Raw genomic sequence first — 18443 nt, 5'->3', positions numbered from 1 at the left:
GCCATGCCGGTCGTGCCCGCGTCATCGTCTCGCCCGCGCCGGCTCCGTCTTGCAGCGGTCATCGCGCTTGCGCTCGCCGTCGCGGCCTGCAAGGCCGAGCTCTACGGCAACCTGGACGAGCGCCAGGCGAACGAGATCATCGCGGCGCTGCAGCACCACGGCATCGGCGCCAGCCGGGCCACCGACAAGGAGGGCCGCATCACCGTCTCGGTCGGCGGCAACGATTTCGCGCGCGCGTTCGACATTCTCAGGAACAACGGCCTGCCCCGGCGGGCGCACGCCACGCTCGGCGAGGTCTTCAAGCCGGAAGGGCTGGTGGCCTCGCCGCTGCAGGAGCGGGCACGCATGACCTATGCCCTCAGCGAGGAGCTGTCCCGGTCGGTGGGCGAGATCGACGGCGTCCTCTCGGCGCGGGTGCACATCGTCCTGCCCGAATACGCGCCGCTGCAGCATGCGTCCACGCCGGCCTCCGCCTCCGTCCTCATCCGGCACAAGACCGGCGCGCCGCTCGCTGACTACGTGCCGCAGATCAAGACGCTGGTGGCCAACGGTATCTCCGGGCTCACCTATGACGGCGTGTCCGTCGTGCTCGTGCCCGCGCCGGACCGGCCGGAAACGCCCGCCGAGTCCGCGCCCGTTTCCTTCCTCGGCATGTGGCTGCGCCCCGACAGCCTCGGCTGGGCGCGCCTGCTGATGGGGCTGTCCGCGCTCACCATCGTGGCGCTTGCGGCCGGGCTCGGCTATCTCGCCTGGCGGGGCCGGTCCGGGGTCTACGCGTTGGGAGCGACGCGGCGGGATGCCGACGGGCCGGACGAGGCCGGTCCGGCGCCCGCCTACCAGCAGCGGGAGGCGGCCTGAATGACGCCGCTCGCCGCCACTGCCGACGAGAGCCGCTGGCGCGCCTTCCTGCGCCTGCCCGGCGGCTATGCGCATCCGCGGCGCCTGGCCGACACGCTCGGCGGCGCCATGACGCCGGACCTCTGCGCCGCGCTGCAGGCGGAGCCGCGCTTCGCCACGCGGTTGACGGCCCTGCTCGAGGCCGCCGGTCTCGTGCCGCCGGTCGGCGCCGGGATGGACTGCGCCGAGATCGACCGGTCGATCGTCGTGCGCGCGCCGGAGGAGCTGATGGCTGCCGCCCTTCGTGCGGGCGCGCTCTATTGGGCGGACGCCATCGCCAACGTGGTTCTCGCCCCGGACGTGGAAGTCCTGCGCGGGTCGCTCGACGCCGACCTCATCGCCTTCGGCCTCGCCAATCGGGCCGCAGGGCCGCAGGGCATGCGCTTCGACGTTCTCGCCGGCGCGGCGGAGGTGGTGGCTCGCGACGGCTGGTACAGCTTTCTGGCATGGGTTGCGCAACTTCCGGCAGCGGTGACGGCGCGGCTGATGCTCAAATTCGAGGACGGGACGATCACGCCCGGGCCCATCCCGGCTCCGTTCGGCGAGATCGGACCGGGGCTCTATCGTCAGGCAGCGGGATGAACATGAACAGTACGGATCGCTTATCGACCCTGGGTGGCGGCGGCCGGATCGTGCGTGGCCCGGAGGTGGACATCTGGCAGAAGGCGGCGATGACCCTCCGCAAGGCGGAGGATCTCGCGTCGTCGGAAATGAGCCGGGGATACACCGAAGGTCACGAGAAGGGCATCCGGGACGGCCTCGCCAGCGTGAAGGAAAAGAACGCCGCGGCGGCCGAGCAGCTGGCGCAGACGGTCACGGCCGTCGATCGCTATCTCGGCTCGCTCGAGAGCGAGGTGGCCGATCTCGCCATGGGTATCGTGCGCCAGGTGCTGGGCACCTTCGAGAACGCCGATCTCGTGGCGCGGCTCGCCGGCGAGGCCCTGGCCAATTTCCGCCGGGCGAAACACCTCAAGATCACGGTGCACCCCGACGCCTGCGCCAAGGTGCGCGACGAGGTCAACGCACGGGTGGAGCGGGAAGGCCTCGCGGTTACCATCGCGGTTGCGGGCGATCCGACGATGGGCCCCACGGATTGCCGGCTCGCGAGCGAATTCGCCATCGTTGACGCGGATCTCGAGACGCAGCTCTCGGCCTTGGCCGGGGCCCTGCCGCGGCGGGAGGGACGGGGGTGATGCGGGGCGACGCCCTCGACATCGATGCGCGCATCGCGGGCATCCTCCCGAAGCTGCGGCGGCAGGCGGAAACCGTCAGCCCGCGCGTCGTCAAGGGACGCATCCTGCGGGCCGTCGGCGTCACGATCCATGCCAGCGTGGCCGAGGTGCGGCTGGGGGAGGTTTGCCGGCTCTGCGACCCCGTTTCAGGAGTCGAGGTCCTGGGCGAGGTCGTCGGCCTCCTGGAGGACGCGGCGGTCCTGACGCCGCTCGGCGACGTGTCGGGCCTCTCCAGCGCCACCGAGGTCATTCCGACCGGCAGCGAATTGCGCGTGCCCGTGGGGCCGGGCCTGCTCGGCCGCGTGCTCAACGCGCTCGGCGAGCCGCTCGACGGCGGCGCCTGGCCGCCGCCTAATATGGCCGGCACCTATCCGCTGCAGGCGCCGCCGCCGCAGCCGATGGCGCGCGACATCATCAAGGCGCCGCTGCAGCTCGGCATCCGCTCTCTCGACGGGCTCGTGACCTGCGCGCGGGGGCAGCGCATCGGCATCTTCGGCGAACCGGGCGTCGGCAAGTCGACGCTGCTCGCCCAGATCGTCAAGGGCACCGAAGCCGACGTGGTCGTCATCGGCCTCATCGGCGAGCGCGGCCGCGAGGTGCGCGAATTCCTGGAGCGCGAGCTCGGCGAGGAGGGGCGGCGCCGGTCGGTGACGGTGGTCGCCACCTCGGACCGTCCGGCCATCGAGCGCGTCAAGGCGGCCTATGTGGCGACGGCGATCGCCGAATATTTCCGAGATCAGGGCCGCAGCGTGCTGCTGCTGATGGACAGCGTCACGCGCTTCGCCCGCGCCCAGCGCGAGATCGGCCTCGCCGCCGGCGAGCCGCCGACGCGGCGCGGCTTTCCCTCGTCGCTCTTTGCGGTGCTGCCGCAGCTGCTCGAGCGCAGCGGCCCGGGGCAGGGCGGCGCCATCACCGGCCTCTACACGGTCCTCATGGAAGGCGACGGCACGCAGGACCCCATCGCGGAGGAGGTGCGCTCCATCCTCGACGGCCACGTGGTTCTGTCGGCGGAGCTCGCCCATCGCAATCATTTCCCGGCCATCGACGTCCTGAAGAGCCGCAGCCGCCTGATGGATGCGGTGGTCGCGCCGGAGCATTCCCGCCTCGCCGGCCGCGTGCGCGACCTGATGGCGCGCTACGCCGAGGTCGAGCTGCTGGTGCGGGTGGGCGAATACCAGCGCGGCAGCGATCCACGGGCCGACGAGGCCATCGACCGCATCGATGCCATCAATGCCCTCCTGCGCCAGGGGCAGGCCGAGCGGTCGACCCTCGCCGAGGTCCAGCAGCGCATGCGGACGCTCGTGCCATGACGCAGGAGCGGACGCTCATGCTGCTGCGACGCCTGCGGCAGCGCGGCCTCACGCGCGCGGAGGAAGGCATCATGCGCGCCGAACGCGGGCTGCGGGAGGCCGAGGCCGCTGTGCGCGCAGCGCAGGCGGCGGTTGAACAACACGCGGCGACGGCCCGGCAGGAGGAGAAGACGTTGCTCGGCCGCATGGCCGTGCGCCTCGCCGGTGCTTCCGACATCGCGCGCCAGCAGGCGGTGCTCGATGGCGTCGCCGCCGAAGCCGGACGTCGCCGGGCCGGCGCTGCCGCGGCGGGCGAGGAACGGGAGGCCCAGGCGGCGACGCTTGCCGCAGCGCGGCAGGAGCTGCAGCGGCGCCGGCGCAAGCTCGCCAAGCTCGACCTGCTGCTCGACGAGCGGAAGATGCAACAGCTGCGGCGGGACGAGGCGCTCGTGGAGGCGGAGGCCGAGGATCGCGCGGTCGCACTGGCCGGGAGCAGCCATGGCACGCCGTTCCCCCGCAGCTGAAGCGCCGGCGCCGCGCAAGAGGGCCGCCCCGCGCAAGCGGCCGCTCGCCGCGGCGGCGGAGGCGGCGTCGCTGCCGTCGCCCCTGCCCTTCGTGCCGGCGGCGCTCGACGTCGAGGCCATGCACCTGTGGAACGTGGCCTATCGCCTGCGCAGGCCCTGGCAGGTGAGCCTCGCCGGCGTTCCGGCGCACGTCGTGTTCGCTCCCCGCCCGGTGCCGGTCGTGCCTGGTGTCACCCTTGATCTGACGATCGGAGGGCGGCCGGCGACGGCCTGGGTGCCGGCAGCCTTCGCCGAGGAGGTGCTGGAGGTGCTGCCGCCGCAGTTCGATCCTGCGCGTCTGTCGCCGCAACACCTCGCCATGCTTGCCGAATTCGCCATGCTGCCCGGGCTTCGCGCATTGGAGGACCGGCTCGGGGCCGCGATCGTGCTGGTTTCGCTGCAATCGCAAGCCCCCGATGAGACGCGGGGCCCCTGGGTCGATGTCAGGATCATCCGGAACGGACGGGAGGAGGTTCCCGCCCGGCTGCTGCTGCCGCCGGAGACGGGCGAGGAGATCATCGCCGCGCTCGGCGACGGGCCCCCGCCGGGCGGGCACGACGAACTGCCGTGTTCCGTCGCGGTCCGCATCGGCGCCACGACGCTTCCGGTGGCGGATGTCGCCTCGCTGCGGGTCGGCGATGCGGTGCTTGTCGATTGCGTGGCCGGGGCCGATGCGGCCGTGGTTGTGATCGCGGACTGTCTCGCCGCGCCGGTCGTGGTGGAGGAGGCCGGCATCCGTCTCGAGGACTTTCCGTGGCCGGCGGCCGGATCGATGCTGGAGTGGTGCATGACGACAGCGGGGCAGGATGAGGGATCCGGAGCCGATGCGGAGGATACGGCGCTCGCCATGGTGCCGGTCCACCTCGTCTTCGAGCTCGGGCGGCTCGATCTGCCGCTCGCCGAGGTGCAGCGGCTGGCGCCGGGGGTCACCCTGCCGCTCGCCGTACCCGTTGCCGGCGAGGTCGACATTCTCGGCAACGGCCGGCGCATCGGCCGCGGCGTGATGGTGCGGATCGGCGAGAGCATCGGGGTTCGGATCGTCAGGCTCGCCGGCCATGGGTAGTGGCGAGGTCAACGTCCTCGGCATCGCCGCCGTTTCGGTCGCTCTCGGCCTGCTGCCCTTCTTCGCCGTGCTGACGACCGGCTTCCTGAAAATCGCGATCGTGCTGATGATCGTGCGCAACGCGCTGGGCGTGCAGCAGACGCCGCCCAACGTGGTGCTCTATGCCGTCGCCATCGTCCTCACCGTCTACGTGTCGGCCCCGCTGCTCACCACGATCCACCAGAAGCTGAGCGAGCAGGACCTCAATGTCCGCACGGTCCAGGGGCTCGTGGGCGTGGGCCGCGAGGTCGCCGGCCCGCTGCGGGAGCATCTCGCGCGTTTCGCGACGCCGCGCGAGCGACAGTTCTTCCTGTCGGCGACGCAGCGCATCTGGCCGCAGCAGGCCCAGGCGGGTTTGAGCGAGGACGATCTCGTCATCCTGCTGCCGGCCTATATCAGCTCCGAGCTGACGCGCGCCTTCCAGATCGGCTTCCTGCTCTACCTGCCCTTTCTCGTCATCGACCTCGTCGTCTCGAACATCCTCATGGCGATGGGGATGATGATGGTGTCACCCATGCTGATCTCGGTGCCGCTGAAGCTCTTCCTGTTCGTCGCCGTCGACGGATGGTCGCGGCTCATGCACGGCCTCATCCTGAGCTACGCCTGAACGATGGGGGCCGCTTCCGCCGTATCGCTGCGCGCCGTCGTGTCCGGAGGTGCCCGTGGGCCAGGACTATCTCGCCACCAAGATGGCCAATACGCTCGTGACCATGCTGATCCTCTCGGGGCCGCCGCTGGCGGCGGCCGTGGTGCTCGGCGTGGTCGTCGGCTTTCTCCAGGCCGTGACGCAGATCCAGGACCAGACCCTGCCGCAGGCCGTGAAGCTCGTGGTCGTTGTGGTGCTCGTCATCACCCTCGGGCCGGCATTCTCGGCCCTGCTCCTTGCGGAGACGAGCACGATCCTCGACGAGTTTCCCTTCGTGGTGCCGTAGAGCCTTGTCCGCCGAAGGGGATAACGGTTCGGCGAAAACGCTCCCTTCTCAAGATGGTGGACGCTCGTTCCGATCCGGCTGGATCGGAATGTCCTCCAGGGCGTGGACCCGGCCCGGCGACGGCTTGCCCCGTGCGCCACTTGCGGCGCGGAGGGCGGCCGTGAGCCTGGCGCTCGTGTCGCAGGCGCTCGACGCGCTTCACGCCCTCGTCCTGACGCTCGCCCTCGTCTCCGCGCGCCTTCTGGGCGTCATGGCCATCGCGCCGGCCTTCGAGCGGCTCGGCCTGACCAATACGATGCGCGGCGCCGCCGCCATGGCCTTCGCCGCGCCCATGGTCGCGGTGGCGCCGCCGCCGATGCTCGATGGCAGCCTGCCGACGATGTTCGCCGGCGTGGGACTTGCCCTGAAGGAGGCGACAGTCGGGTTCATCATCGGCTTCATCTTCGGCATACCCTTCTGGGCCGCGCAGGCCGCCGGCGACATCATGGACCTGCAGCGTGGCTCGACCTCGGCCACGCTCATCGATCCGAGCTCGGGCACCGACGCGGGCGTCACCGGCACGCTGCTGACGCTCGCCATGCTCGCGATGTTCTTCAGCGCCAACGGCGTGGACGTGATGGTCGCCGCCGTCTACGACAGCTATCTCCTGTGGCCGCTCGACCGGCTGTGGCCGCAGTTCGAGGTCGCGCATGCCTTCATCGTGCTGCGGCTGCTCAACGACGTCACCTTTCTCGGCGTGCTGATGGCGGCGCCGATCATGGCCGCCATGCTGATCACCGACGTGGTGCTGGCCTTCGTCGCGCGGGCCGCGCCGCAGCTCAACGCCTTCAGCCTGTCGCTGGCGCTGAAGAACCTCGTCTTCATGCTGCTGCTGGTCGTCTACTGCACCTTTCTCGTCACCTACATGCGCGACGGCCTCGCCTATGGCCTCAACAGCGCCCAGGTGCTCGGCGAACTCGCGCCGCGGCGATGATGGTCCGGCCGATCCGGCCCCTCAGGCGCCGGCCGCCTCGATCCCGGCCTCCTGCGGCGGCTCCCGTGCCGCTTCCTGCGCGGCCGCCTGCAGGACGAGGAGACCGTCGGGCGTGACGGTGACGGTGGCGACCGTCTGGACGAAATAGTCCGGCGCGATCTCGTCATAGGCGAGCACCGGCAGCCGCAAGCCTTCCTGCAGCAGGATCTGGCGCAAGCCGAGGCGAACGTCGCGCTGGGCGAGGACGACCGGCAGGGGCGCGGGCGGCGGATCCTGCAGGTGCTCGCGGATCCGCGCGGCGAGCAGCGCGAGCGAATCGCGGGCGCCGGCGCTGCCGAAGCCCTGCTGCAGCACCACACGCACGAGCTCCTCGATCTCGCGCTCCAGGACGTAGGCGGCGATGACGCGGTTCTCGTCCGCCCAGCGGAAGCAGATCTGACGGCGCAGCGTGCTGCGCACGAAGCCCTCGAGCGTGATCACCTCGCGGTGATACTGCGCCCATTCCACGATGGCCTCGAGGATGAGGCGCAGGTTGCGGATCGGCACCTGCTCGGCGACGAGGCCGCGCAGCAGCTCGGCCAGCGTCTGCAGCGGAATGAGCTTCTGCACCTCGCCGACGAGCTCGCCGTACTCGCCCTCGATCTGCGCCAGGAGGTTGCGCGTCTCCTGCAGCCCGAGGAAGTGCATGGCCGTGTTGCCGAGCGTCTCCTCCACCCGCTTCAGCAGGACCTCGCGACGCTCGCGGGCCGTGAAGCCGGCGGCTTCCAGGGCATCCCGATGCGCCTCAGGCACCCAGACGGTTTCGGCGTGGTGCTGCGTCGCGCCCTCCTCCTCGTAGGGCAGGCCGGCGAGATCGAGGTCCATCGCGCGGGCCGAGACGGCGAGATGGCCCGCCGGCAGGGTCCCTCTTTCCTCCGGCGTGCCGTCGAGGTCGAGGCTGAAGGCATCGCCAGGCAGGGCCGCGTCCGCGCGCACGGCGAGGTTCGGCAGGCGCAGCCCGATCCTCGTGAGGAGCCCTGCGCGGATGCGGTCGATCTCGATCGCAAGGGGAGCGGGCGGGATGGCGGCGGCGAGATCCGGCCCCAGCCGCAGCACGAGGCGCGGCTCGAGCGCCCGGGTGGCGGCCCGGAGACCCTCGGCGGCCGCGGCCGTGCGCGCCGTGCCGCGCAGCATGAGCCATGTGCCGCCGGCGAAGATCGCCGCCAGCACGAGGAACACCAGGGTGGGAAAGCCGGGGAGAAGGGCGAGGGCGGCGAGCACGGCGGCAACGAGGCCGAAGGCGCGCGGGTCGCGCGAGAGCTGGCTGAAGATGGCCGAGCCGACGTCCTGATCGCCGTCGCTGCCGACGCGCGTCACCACCGTGCCGGCGGCCATCGACACGAGAAGGGCGGGAATCTGCGCGATGAGGCCGTCGCCGACGGTCAGCAGCGAATAGCGCAGCGCCGCGTCGCCGAGGGTCATGCCGCGTTGGAGGACGCCGATGGTCAGGCCGCCGAGCAGGTTGATGATGATGACGACGAGGCCGGCGATGGCATCGCCCTTGACGAATTTCATCGATCCGTCCATCGCGCCGTAAAACTGGCTCTCGCGCTCCAGCAGGCTGCGCCGCCGCTGCGCCTCCGCCTGGTCGATGGCGCCGCTGCGCAGATCGTTGTCGATGTTCATCTGCTTGCCGGGCAGGGCATCGAGGGTGAAGCGCGCGCCGACTTCGGCCACGCGCTCGGCGCCCTTGGTGATGACGACGAACTGGGCCACGGTGATGATCAGGAAGACGATGAGGCCCACCGCGACATTGCCGCCGATGACGAAGGTGCCGAAGGCCTCCACCGTCTCGCCGGCATCGCCCTGCAGCAGGATGAGCCGCGTCGTCGTGATGGCGAGCGCGATGCGGAACAGCACTGCCATCAGCACGATGGTCGGCAGCGAGGACAGATCCGTCGCCCGCTTGATGTAGAAGGCGACGAGGAGGATGAGCGTGCTCGCGGCGATGTTGCAGGCGATGAGCACGTCGACGAGCCCCGTCGGCAGCGGGATGATCATCATCATCACCGCGACCACCACGAGGAGCGCGAAGGCGATGTCGCCCCGCTGGGAGGCGGCCAGGAGGATCTTCTTGAGGAAGCTTGCCGGCATCAGGGCGGTCCGCGTTGCTCGACGTAATCCATGAAGGCGCGGCGCGCCTGGCCCGCTCGCCCGAGCATCCAGAGAGCGCGGCTTTCGAGGAGCCTGAGGGCCGGCGGCACGGCCGGCTCCAGCTGCTTGAGGCGCTCGATCGCGGCAAGCGCGCCTTCGGGCTGGCCGGCGAGGAGCAGCGCCTGCACGAGGCTGCGCTGCACGCCCACGTCGTCGGGCAGGAGATGCTCGGCGAGCCGCAGCAGCTCCAGCCCCCGGCCGTGCTGGCCGTAGCGGCTGTAGAAATGTCCGAGGGCGCGCAGGAGGCGCGCCGCTTCCTGCCGCTTCTCGTTCAGGCGACGCCCCCTATGGCGTAGAGGCGGGTGAGAAGATCGCGCCGCTGGTCGCGCTCGGCCGTGAGGATGGCGGCAGCGCCGCCGGGGATGTCCTCGAGGGCGGGCACGATTTCCGCCACGATGGCATCGAGCAGCCCGAGGCAGGCCGGCCCGGCGACCAGGGACATGTCTTCCGGCGGCGGGCGCACATAGCTTTCGACGAGCCCCTCGGCGGTGTTCGGCAGCGGCGTGCCGACACCAGCCCTGCTTCGCGTCGAGGATTGGCGGCGACCAACCGGGGCAAGGGGATGCGACCTGACCTCGCCGCTCGCCTGAGACCGCGCCTCACGACCCGGGGAGGAGGCGACGTCACGGTTTGCCGGCGGGGCGGGCGCCGGCCGGGAGACGGGCTGGACGGTGCGCCGCGTCCGGTCGATGTTGCTCGTCGTCATCGTCGTTCGTTCCTCAGTCCCGGTCGGGCAGGCGCTTCAGTAGGTGAGCCTCACGACATTGCCGTCCCGAGCGAAGGTGACGGCCTCGCGGTCGATGCGCTCGACGCGCCAGCCGCCTTCGATCACCGCGCCTTCGTGGTGCTTGCGCCCGTCACCCGTCACGACATAGGGCGTGTCGCCGAACCAGACGGCGCGCAGGCGCAGGCCCTGGATGGGGAAGGAATCCGACGCCGTCACCTGGGACACCAGGAGCGGGTTCTGCGCGTAGGTGGCGTCGAACCAGTTCCGCGTCTCGGTCCAGGCCGGCATCTTCTTTTCCGGGACTACGCCGGCGACCACAATCCGGCTGTCGTCGACGGCCGTCACCTGGAGACCGGCGAGATCGGCGGCAGCGATGCGGGACTTCAGCTGTTCCGCGGCTTCATGTGTCGTCGGGCGCATCTGCGGCGCGGTGCCGGCCGCCTGCCCCGCCGCATCCGCGCCGGCGCCGCGGCCCCGCTCCATCAGGATGACCGGCAGCGACAGCGCGAGGATGAGGCCGAGGGCGAGGCCGGCAACAGGCAGGGGCCTGCGCGCGGCGCGGCGGGCGAGGTGCACGGCGCGCGGCAGCGGCGGCATGCGGTCGTCGGTGATGCGCAGCGTGGCGCCACCGAGCGTGATCTCCGCCGGCAGGCGCACGAGGCGGCCGTAGCCGCCGGGCAGGAGGCCATGGCCGGCGACGTCGACGTCACCGCCGCGGGCCTCCACCTTCATCGAGCCGCGGCCGATGCGGATGGTGGCATGGTCGGGCGCGATGCCGGGATCGGCGAGGACGATGTCCGCCTCCGCCGTGGAGCCGATGCGGTAGACCTTGTCCAGAAGCTGGAACGAGGCGCCGGCATGGCAGCCGCTGACGACGGCGAGCGCGGGGCCGGCCGGAGGCTGGCCAGCCATCTCCTGCGGCTTCCCGCCGCCCGCCACGAGGCGGGTGGCGACGGCCCGTCCGGCGTCGATGACATTCGCCCGGCCGCTGGATGTGGCGGTTCGAAGCTGCATGGCGGCTCTCGAAAAATCATGACGTGAAGGCAAGGGGCGCATCGCAATGGCGCGGTGCCGGCATGAAGTCGGCACCGTATAAAATGCTGCGGGCAGGCAAACTGTCCGTTCTTACTGAACGCGGGCGCCCTGGATGGCGGCGTTCGCGCGGTCCTTGTTGTTATCGATCACAGTCTGGATCTGCTTGTCGATCATCGTGCGCTGCGCTTCCTTGAGCTGGAAGGCCATCTGGTCCTTCTGCAGCTGCCGCATCTGCGTGCTGAACTGCTCCAGCTCCGAAGCGCTGGACGACGCGCTCTGGGTTGTCATGGGAGGGGCGCTTATGGTCATCAGTAAATCCTTTCAAAGGTAATACATACCATCGTGAATAGCTTACGTCTCGGCGTTGAGCGAGAGTGATATATCATTCATTGCGCTCATCCGAGCGTAGATAACATAACGTTCAAGGTGTTTATATCAATAAATACCTTGAATATATTCGTGAATAATGAATTTGGCGGCGGCGTATTGATCGATCGTCACGGCTGGGGCCGGCCCGACCCTGCAGCGCCTCGTCTCTTGCCACCGGGCTTCCGCCGTACAGCAGCGGCCTGCGGAGCAACGGTACCGCGCAATGGCAGATTCATCCGAAGAGAAGACACTCCCGGCATCCGACAAGAAACTGCAGGATGCGCGCAAGAAAGGCCAGGTCGCCAAGGCCGGCGATCTCGTATCTGCCGCCACCGTGGCAGGGATCGTGCTGCTCGTCAGCGGCCTCTGGCAAAACTGGGCCGAACGGCTGCTGGCGCTTACGGATGCCATGGTGCGGGCCACCGCCACGCCGCACGATCTCGTGCCGGCGCTCATCGAGGCGGGGGCTGCCTGGATCTCCCTGGTCCTGCCTGCCCTGGCGGTCGCCTTCGTCCTTGCCCTGGCGGCGGGCATGGCGGCGACGGGCGGGCCGCTCTTCGCCATGGAAGCCATCAAGCCGAAGCCGGAAACCTTCAGCCCCGCGAGCGCCCTCAAGCGCATCTTCGGGATGCGCGCCTGGGTCGAGATCGGCAAGAGCCTCGTCAAGGTGGTCGTGCTGGCGGCCGCCTTCGTCTCCGTCCTCCGGCTGTGGCTTTCGCCGCTGATGGAAATACCGGCCTGCGGCCTTGCCTGTTTCGGCCCGATGCTCGTCGCGATGCTGAAGGCGACGGCCTATGTCGCGGTGGGCGTGTTCGCCGCCGTCGGCATCGCCGACATCCTCCTGCAGCGCCGCCTTTTCCTGCACGAGATGCGCATGACCAAGACGGAGATGAAGCAGGAGCGCAAGAACCAGGAGGGCGATCCGCACATGCAGGCCGAGCGGCGGCGCCTGCGGCAGGAGCAGGCGCGCATGCCGGTGCGGCTCGGCCTCGCCGCCACGTCGCTGGTGGTCACCGACGGCAAGCATCTCATCGGCCTCAGATACACGCCGGAGGAGGGGATCCCGTCCGTCGTCTTCAAGGCCCAGGGCGCGCGGGTCGCCCAGGCCCTCGAGGAGGCGCAGCAGCGTGGCCTGCGCATCGAGGCCGATGCCGAAGCCGATGTCGTCGCGGGCCTCGCCACCCATGGCCTCGGCGAGCCGCTGCGGGAAAACCTCTTCCGCCCCGTCGCCATGATGCTCGTCCGCGCCGGCGCGCTATGACCGGCGATTCCGCGGCCCCGCCTGTGGATGACTGGGTTTATTGTGGACGACCGGCGCCGTGACAGCATCTGCAAGCTGCCCGCCGGGTGCCGCCATGACGTGCGTCCGCATCTGTATGCCAATTGCGCACGGTTGTCGGGCCAGTCCCGGCGCGAGGGAGCAGCCGCCGACCGGCGCATGCCGGGCGGGTCCGATGCTCCCGCTCCCTGTCAGCAGGTAACAGGCACACCGGGGCGGACGCCGAGCGGGACCGCCGCCGATCGGTGATGCATGCCCGGCTGGCGCAATCGGGCCGGCTGCGGCCCTTCGGGCTGCGACATCAGCAGGGGATCATCATGTTTCTGACCAGATGGTGGCAGCGCAGGGACCGGCTTTGCGTCGGGCCGGCGCGCATAGACCGGCAGACGATGACATATGTGCTGCTGCGCCTCGTCGTCGTGGTTTCCGGCGTGTTTCTCGCAATCACGATCGGAGCGCGGAGCCTGCAGGCGGCGCCCCCGCGGGTTCTCGACCTCTCCGTGAGCCAGGGACGGATGCTGCATCTCGACAGGCCGGCCGCCTCGGTCTTCGTGGCCGATCCGGACATCGCCGACCTCAAGGTCGTCACGCCCAATGCGGTCTACGTCTTCGGCAAGAAGCCGGGCGTCACCAATCTCATCGCCCTGTCCCCCAACAACGAGCTGCAGGCCGAGGTGAGGCTGCGCGTCGTCGTCGACAGTACGCCGCCGAACGAGGCCGTCGGCGCGCTTCAGCCGCAGTCGAACGTCGACGTCTCGCTGTTCGGCAAGCGCCTCGTCGCGCGCGGGAACACGGGCTCCGTGGCCGAGGCGATCGATGTCGGCGAGGTGGCCAACGCCTATTCGCCGGACGGGCAGACGCCCTACAACAGGACGACCGTCGCCGGATCCCAGCAGGTCAACATCCGCGTCCGCTTCGCCGAGATCTCGCGCAACGATCTCACGGTGCTCGGCATCGACTGGAACCTCGCCTTCCGCGCCGGCTTCTTCTCGCTCGGCACGGTCAACAAGGGGGGCGGCGGGAGTGGCGGCTTCGGTTCCGTCAATGTCGACGTGCTGGTGCAGGCCCTGCAGCGCAACGGCATCATGACCGTGCTGGCCGAGCCCAACCTGACGGCCGTGACGGGGCAGGAGGCGACCTTCCTCGCAGGCGGGGAGATTCCCATCCCGGTGCCGGGCCAGAACCAGGCGCTCTCCATCAGCTACAAGCCGTTCGGCGTCTCCCTGGCCTTCACGCCGATCCTCCTGCAGGAGGACCGCATCGCGCTGCGCGTGCGGCCGGAGGTCAGCACGCTGTCCGCGGCCGGTGCCGTCCAGCTGCGCGGGCTCGAAATTCCCGCCCTTTCCGTGCGCCGGGCGGAAACGACGGTGGAGGTGGCGAGCGGCCAGACCTTCGCCATCGCCGGCCTCTTCCAGCGCAACCTCGCCCAGTCGCTGGAGAAGATCCCGATGATCGGCGATCTGCCGGTCCTGGGGGCGCTCTTCCGCTCGCAGAGCTTTCGCCGGGACGAGAGCGAGCTCGTCATCCTCATCACGCCCTACATCGTGTCCCCGGTCGGCGACAAGCGCCTGGCGACGCCGCTCGACCGGCCGCGCCAGGCGCTCGGCCAGCAGGCCGCCGCGCGGGTGGTCAAGGGGCCGTCCTCCGGCCTCATCTTCAAATAACGGCGGAGAAGGACGATGACGATGATTTCGCGGCACTGCGCCGTTGCGGCCGCCCTTGCTGCTGCCCTTGTTGCTGCCCTTGCCATTGCCGGCTGCGCGCGGACGCCGCCCGACTACTCGCCCCATTACGGCAATGCGGCCGGGCGCGCCGGGCGCTCCGCGGTCACCGTGCCGGTCAACGGCCTCGTCCCGGAGGCGTGCATGACCCCCGATCCCACGGAGACGAGCGACCTCGGGCCCTTCCTGCCGCCGGGCTGCGCCAATGCCTACAACCTGATGCGCATGACGGAGCGCCAGCGCGACCTCGTCTACGGCCGCCGCATGGGCCGCGCGCCCGGCCTGCCGACCTTCCGCGCGGCGCAGCAGTACCTGACCGGCGGCGAGCGCGACCCCGGCAAGAGCGTGTCGGCCGACAAGTGACGGGCCGTGCCTCACGTCTCAGATCATCACGGCGCCGAGGGCCGCGCCCTTGGCCCTGGCATCGCCCGAGGTCGCGATTGTCCTCGCCTGGGACAGCAGCTTGTCGACGTCGCCCTGGTCGAGGCCGCGATGGGCCGTCTTCCGCGCCTCGGGGCCCTTGCCGGTCAGGGCGAGCACGAGCACCCGGGCGCGGACGTGCCGCTCCTCCGCCGTCGGCTGGGCGACGACCTCGGCGATGAGCGCCTGTGCTTCGCCGTCGCGGCGGGCGAGGGCGGCGACGAGGGCGAGATTGGTCTTGATGTCGAGGTCCCTGCCATCGAGCGCGAGGGCCTTGCGATAGGCCGCCTCGGCCTCGGCGAAACCGCCGGCGAGAGTGTGGGCGACGCCGAGGCGGTTGTAGGCGGCGGCGCTGCCAACCTGGGGCGCCGCCTTGGCGATGAGCGCCAGGGCCTGCGCCGTCTCGCCCTTGCGCAACTTGGCCGAGCCGAGGCCGAGCAGGACCGCGGCATCCGCCGGCTTCAGCCTGAGGGCGGTGGAATAGGCGCGCTCGGCACGTTCGTTCTCGCCAAGCCGCAGGTAGGCGTCGCCGAGGCGGGCGTGGAGCGCCGCATCGTCGCCGGCGATCTCGCCGGCGCGGTCATAGAGCGCGAGCGCGGTCTGCGTCTCGCCGCGGCCGGCGATATCCTCGGCGAGGAAGATGAGGCGTCCGGCCTGCGACGTCTCAGCCGCGATGGTCGCGGTCGCCTGCGTGCCCGGGCCGGCCGTCATGCAGCCGGCGAACCAGATCGCGAGGAATGCGGCCGTCGCCGCTGATCCAAGCCGGTGACCCATGCAACCCCTCCCGCAATCGACACGTGCGGCGCATGGCAGGGCCGCACATCAAACGTCGTGTCGATTGCTAGTCGACTGCCCGGCCCACGGGCGCGGGCCGGGCAGTCGAGTTGAAGGCAGCTTGTGCACGTGGTGCGCCGGGGGCGGACGCGGTCCGCCCCGGAAAATGGGCTCTCAGGCCTCGCGGACGGCGACGAGGCCCTTTGGCTCGCGGGCGATGGCGAGCGGGTTGCGCAGCGGGCGACCGAAGCCTTCGGCCTCGATCTCGAAGATGTCACCCTCCTGCGTGCGCACCCCGTCGGCAACGCTCAGGGTCGCCGTGCCGAAGTAATGGACGTGCACGTCGCCGGGCACCCGGTGCTCGGCATATTTGAAGTGGTGATGCTCGAGGTTGGCGAAGCTGTGCGACATGTTGGCCTCGCCCGTCACGAAGGGCTTCTCCCACAGCACCGCGCCGTCGCGGCGGATGCGGCTGGTACCACGGATGTCGGCGGGCGGCGGGCCGATGAGCACCTCGGGGCCGAAGGTGCTCTGGCGCAGCTTGGAATGGGCGAGGAAGAGGTAGTTCTTGCGCTCGGTGACGTGGTCGGAGAACTCGTTGCCGAGGGCAAAGCCGACGCGCACGGGCGTGCCGTCCGGGGCGATGACGTAGAGGCCGGCGAGCTCCGGCTCCTCGCCCGCATCCTCGGCGAAGGCCGGGGAGACGAGAGGGGCGCCCGGCGGCACGATGAAGCGGCCGTTGCCCTTGTAGAACCATTCGGGCTGGACGCCGACGGCGCCCGCGGCCGGACGGCCGCCCTCGATGCCCCAGCGGAACATCTTCATGGAATCGGTCAGCGCCGCCTCGTCGGCCTCCACCGTCGACTTGTGCATCTTGTCGCGCGTGTCGGCGCTGCCGAGATGGGTGAGACCCGTGCCGGTGACGTGGCAGCGGGTCTCGTCCGGATGGTCGATGGGCGGCAGCAGGCGGCGGTCGGCGATGACGGCGTCGTAGTCGACGCTCTTGTCGCCGAGCCGCTTGCGCACGAGCTCGACGAGCGGCGTGTTCGCAGCCACCGCGTCGAGCGCCAGCGCATAGACGCTCTGCGTATCGTTGAGCACGGCAAGGCGGCGGCCGTCGTCGGAAGGCACGCCGACGCGCCGCATGCCGGCTTCATCGAAGAACTGAACGAGGCGAAGGGACATCGGCATTCCTCCCGTCATCAATGGTTGTCGCGCGGCACGGCCGAGCCGCTCTTGCCGACGAGGAAGTCGAGGTCGGCACCGTCGTTGGCCTGCAGCACGTGGTCGACGTAGAGCTTGACGTAGCCGCGGTCGGTGTGCGGCGCCGGCGGCTGCCAGGCGGCGCGGCGGCTGGCGAGCTCCTCGTCGGAGACGTGCAGGGTGAGGCTGCGCGCGGCGACGTCGAGCGTAATCATGTCGCCGTTCTGAACAAGCGCGAGCGGCCCGCCGGCGGCGGCCTCGGGTGCCGTGTGCAGCACCACCGTGCCATAGGCCGTGCCCGACATGCGCGCGTCGGAGATGCGGATCATGTCGGTGATGCCCTTCTTGAGGATCTTGGGCGGCAGCGGCATGTTGCCGACCTCGGCCATGCCGGGATAGCCCTTGGGCCCGCAATTCTTGAGCACCATGACACAGGTCTCGTCGATGTCGAGGTTCTCGTCGTCGATGCGGGCGTGGAAGTCCTCGATGTCCTCGAAGACGACGGCCCGGCCGGTGTGCTTCATGAGGTGCGGGGAGGCCGCCGAAGGCTTGATGATGGCGCCGTCGGGAGCGAGGTTGCCGCGCAGCACGGCGATGCCCGCGTCCGGCTTGAACGGCGCATCGAAGCTGTGGATCACCTCGCGGTTCCAGCAGGGCGCGTTCTCGTTGTTCTCCCAGATGGTGCGGCCGTTGACGGTGAGCGCATCCTTGTTGAGGAGGCCGCGCTCGCCGAGCTCGCGCAGCACCGCCGGCAGGCCGCCGGCCTCGTAGAAGTCCTCCATCAAGAAGCGGCCCGACGGCATCAGGTCGACCAGGCAGTGCACGTCGCGGCCGAGCTCATCCCAGTCGTCGAGGTCGAGCTCGACGCCGATGCGGCGCGCCATGGCGATGAGATGGATGACGGCATTGGTCGAGCCGCCGATGCCGGCATTGGCGCGGATGGCATTCTCGAACGCTTCGCGCGTCAGGATCTTCGACAGGACGACATCCTGGTTGACCATCTCGACGATGCGCCGGCCGGCCTCGCGCGCGAGGTGATTGCGGCGCGCGTCGACGGCGGGGATGGCGGCGTTGCCCGGCATGCCGACGCCGAGCGCCTCCACCATGCAGGCCATGGTCGAGGCCGTGCCCATGGTCATGCAGTGACCGTGCGAGCGGTGCATGCAGGCCTCGGCCTCGTGGAACTCCTCGATCGTCATCTTGCCGGCGCGCACGTCTTCGCTCATCGACCAGGTGTTGGTGCCCGAGCCGATGTGCTTGCCGCGGTAGATGCCGCGCAGCATGGGGCCGCCGGAGATGCCGATGGTGGGCAGGTCGACGCTCGCCGCGCCCATGAGGAGCGAGGGCGTGGTCTTGTCGCAGCCCATGAGCAGCACGACGCCGTCGAGCGGGTTGGCGCGGATCGATTCCTCCACGTCCATCGAGGCGAGGTTGCGGTAGAGCATCGCCGTCGGGCGCAGCAGCGTCTCGCCCAGCGACATCACCGGGAACTCGAGCGGAAAGCCGCCGGCCTCCAGGATGCCCCAGCGCACGTGCTCGGCGATGGTCTTGAAATGCGAGTTGCAGGGGGTGAGCTCGGACCAGGTGTTGCAGATGCCGATGACCGGGCGGCCGTCGAACTGGTCCTGCGGGAAGCCGCGGTTCTTCATCCACGAGCGGTAGAGGAAGCCGTGCTTGTCCTGCTTGCCGAACCACTCCTGGCTGCGGAGCTTCTTCTTGGTGCCGTTGCTCATG

Annotated in this window: 20 protein-coding genes; 13 read left to right on the top strand and 7 right to left on the bottom strand. The window is 70.1% G+C overall.

Annotated elements, in window-relative coordinates; all coding sequences use genetic code 11:
* Positions 1 to 3 precede the first annotated feature (3 nt).
* The 9 genes from sctJ (at position 4) to sctT (ending at position 6988) form a co-directional block, all read left to right on the top strand.
* Positions 4 to 858: a type III secretion system inner membrane ring lipoprotein SctJ gene (gene sctJ, locus AL346_RS06385; protein ID WP_019403905.1), complete on the top strand. Its 855-nt coding sequence runs from the start codon at positions 4 to 6 to the stop codon at positions 856 to 858.
* Positions 859 to 1479 (top strand): hypothetical protein, encoded by a 621-nt coding sequence (locus AL346_RS25330; protein WP_019403906.1) that lies wholly within the window; start codon positions 859 to 861, stop codon positions 1477 to 1479.
* Between the two features lie 2 nt (positions 1480 to 1481).
* Positions 1482 to 2090: a FliH/SctL family protein gene (locus AL346_RS06375; RefSeq protein WP_050996722.1), complete on the top strand. Its 609-nt coding sequence runs from the start codon at positions 1482 to 1484 to the stop codon at positions 2088 to 2090.
* Positions 2090 to 3439 (top strand): FliI/YscN family ATPase, encoded by a 1350-nt coding sequence (locus AL346_RS06370; RefSeq protein WP_019403908.1) that lies wholly within the window; start codon positions 2090 to 2092, stop codon positions 3437 to 3439. The genes AL346_RS06375 and AL346_RS06370 overlap by 1 nt, the downstream gene beginning before the upstream one ends.
* Positions 3436 to 3942: a hypothetical protein gene (locus tag AL346_RS25325; RefSeq protein ID WP_019403909.1), complete on the top strand. Its 507-nt coding sequence runs from the start codon at positions 3436 to 3438 to the stop codon at positions 3940 to 3942. Before AL346_RS06370 ends, AL346_RS25325 begins: the two co-directional genes overlap by 4 nt.
* On the top strand, positions 3917 to 5044 hold the full coding sequence (sctQ, locus tag AL346_RS06360) for a type III secretion system cytoplasmic ring protein SctQ (RefSeq protein ID WP_053193426.1): 1128 nt from the start codon (positions 3917 to 3919) through the stop codon (positions 5042 to 5044). Before AL346_RS25325 ends, sctQ begins: the two co-directional genes overlap by 26 nt.
* Complete coding sequence (sctR, locus tag AL346_RS06355; protein ID WP_019403911.1) at positions 5037 to 5690, top strand: type III secretion system export apparatus subunit SctR; 654 nt, start codon at positions 5037 to 5039, stop codon at positions 5688 to 5690. Before sctQ ends, sctR begins: the two co-directional genes overlap by 8 nt.
* 55 nt (positions 5691 to 5745) lie before the next feature.
* A complete protein-coding gene (locus AL346_RS06350; RefSeq protein WP_019403912.1) occupies positions 5746 to 6015 on the top strand; it encodes a flagellar biosynthetic protein FliQ in 270 nt (89 codons plus the stop codon).
* Positions 6016 to 6175: 160 nt separating this feature from the next.
* Complete coding sequence (gene sctT / locus AL346_RS06345) at positions 6176 to 6988, top strand: type III secretion system export apparatus subunit SctT (RefSeq protein WP_019403913.1); 813 nt, start codon at positions 6176 to 6178, stop codon at positions 6986 to 6988.
* A 21-nt stretch (positions 6989 to 7009) separates the two neighbouring features.
* On the opposite strand, the gene sctV is transcribed toward sctT, so the two are convergent.
* Positions 7010 to 9121 (bottom strand): type III secretion system export apparatus subunit SctV, encoded by a 2112-nt coding sequence (gene sctV / locus AL346_RS06340; RefSeq protein ID WP_019403914.1) that lies wholly within the window; start codon positions 9119 to 9121, stop codon positions 7010 to 7012.
* A 14-nt stretch (positions 9122 to 9135) separates the two neighbouring features.
* On the opposite strand from sctV, the gene AL346_RS24980 reads away from it, so the two are divergent.
* A complete protein-coding gene (locus tag AL346_RS24980) occupies positions 9136 to 9477 on the top strand; it encodes a hypothetical protein (RefSeq protein WP_156332703.1) in 342 nt (113 codons plus the stop codon).
* Here the strand turns inward: AL346_RS24980 and AL346_RS06330 are convergent.
* From AL346_RS06330 to AL346_RS06320, 3 genes are all read right to left on the bottom strand, one after another.
* Positions 9453 to 9887: a hypothetical protein gene (locus AL346_RS06330; RefSeq protein ID WP_053193423.1), complete on the bottom strand. Its 435-nt coding sequence runs from the start codon at positions 9885 to 9887 to the stop codon at positions 9453 to 9455. The two genes, AL346_RS24980 and AL346_RS06330, sit on opposite strands and share 25 nt — an antisense overlap.
* Positions 9888 to 9923: 36 nt before the next feature.
* Positions 9924 to 10922, bottom strand: a complete 999-nt coding sequence (locus tag AL346_RS06325; protein ID WP_053193422.1) for an FHA domain-containing protein — start codon at positions 10920 to 10922, stop codon at positions 9924 to 9926.
* 111 nt (positions 10923 to 11033) lie between these two features.
* On the bottom strand, positions 11034 to 11231 hold the full coding sequence (locus AL346_RS06320) for a hypothetical protein (protein ID WP_055460129.1): 198 nt from the start codon (positions 11229 to 11231) through the stop codon (positions 11034 to 11036).
* 304 nt (positions 11232 to 11535) lie between these two features.
* Between AL346_RS06320 and AL346_RS06315 the strand changes: the two genes are divergently transcribed.
* From AL346_RS06315 to AL346_RS06305, 3 genes are all read left to right on the top strand, one after another.
* Entirely contained in the window at positions 11536 to 12573 is a 1038-nt protein-coding gene (locus tag AL346_RS06315) for an EscU/YscU/HrcU family type III secretion system export apparatus switch protein (protein ID WP_019403586.1), read from the top strand.
* A 335-nt stretch (positions 12574 to 12908) separates the two neighbouring features.
* Positions 12909 to 14255, top strand: a complete 1347-nt coding sequence (locus tag AL346_RS06310) for a type II and III secretion system protein family protein (RefSeq protein ID WP_156332702.1) — start codon at positions 12909 to 12911, stop codon at positions 14253 to 14255.
* Between the two features lie 15 nt (positions 14256 to 14270).
* Positions 14271 to 14675: a hypothetical protein gene (locus AL346_RS06305; RefSeq protein WP_019403588.1), complete on the top strand. Its 405-nt coding sequence runs from the start codon at positions 14271 to 14273 to the stop codon at positions 14673 to 14675.
* An 18-nt stretch (positions 14676 to 14693) separates the two neighbouring features.
* On the opposite strand, the gene AL346_RS06300 is transcribed toward AL346_RS06305, so the two are convergent.
* The 3 genes from AL346_RS06300 to AL346_RS06290 all read right to left on the bottom strand — a co-directional run bounded on the left by AL346_RS06300 (position 14694) and on the right by AL346_RS06290 (position 18442).
* Complete coding sequence (locus AL346_RS06300; RefSeq protein ID WP_019403589.1) at positions 14694 to 15506, bottom strand: tetratricopeptide repeat protein; 813 nt, start codon at positions 15504 to 15506, stop codon at positions 14694 to 14696.
* Positions 15507 to 15680: 174 nt separating this feature from the next.
* Positions 15681 to 16691, bottom strand: a complete 1011-nt coding sequence (araD1, locus tag AL346_RS06295; RefSeq protein ID WP_019403590.1) for an AraD1 family protein — start codon at positions 16689 to 16691, stop codon at positions 15681 to 15683.
* A 17-nt stretch (positions 16692 to 16708) separates the two neighbouring features.
* Entirely contained in the window at positions 16709 to 18442 is a 1734-nt protein-coding gene (locus tag AL346_RS06290; RefSeq protein ID WP_019403591.1) for an IlvD/Edd family dehydratase, read from the bottom strand.
* Position 18443 lies beyond the last annotated feature (1 nt).

It is taken from the genome of Chelatococcus sp. CO-6 (assembly GCF_001271345.1).
GTDB classification, from domain to species: domain Bacteria; phylum Pseudomonadota; class Alphaproteobacteria; order Rhizobiales; family Beijerinckiaceae; genus Chelatococcus_A; species Chelatococcus_A caeni.
The sequence above is the reverse complement of the archived record's forward strand: the minus strand, read 5'-3'. Positions and strand labels throughout refer to the sequence as shown.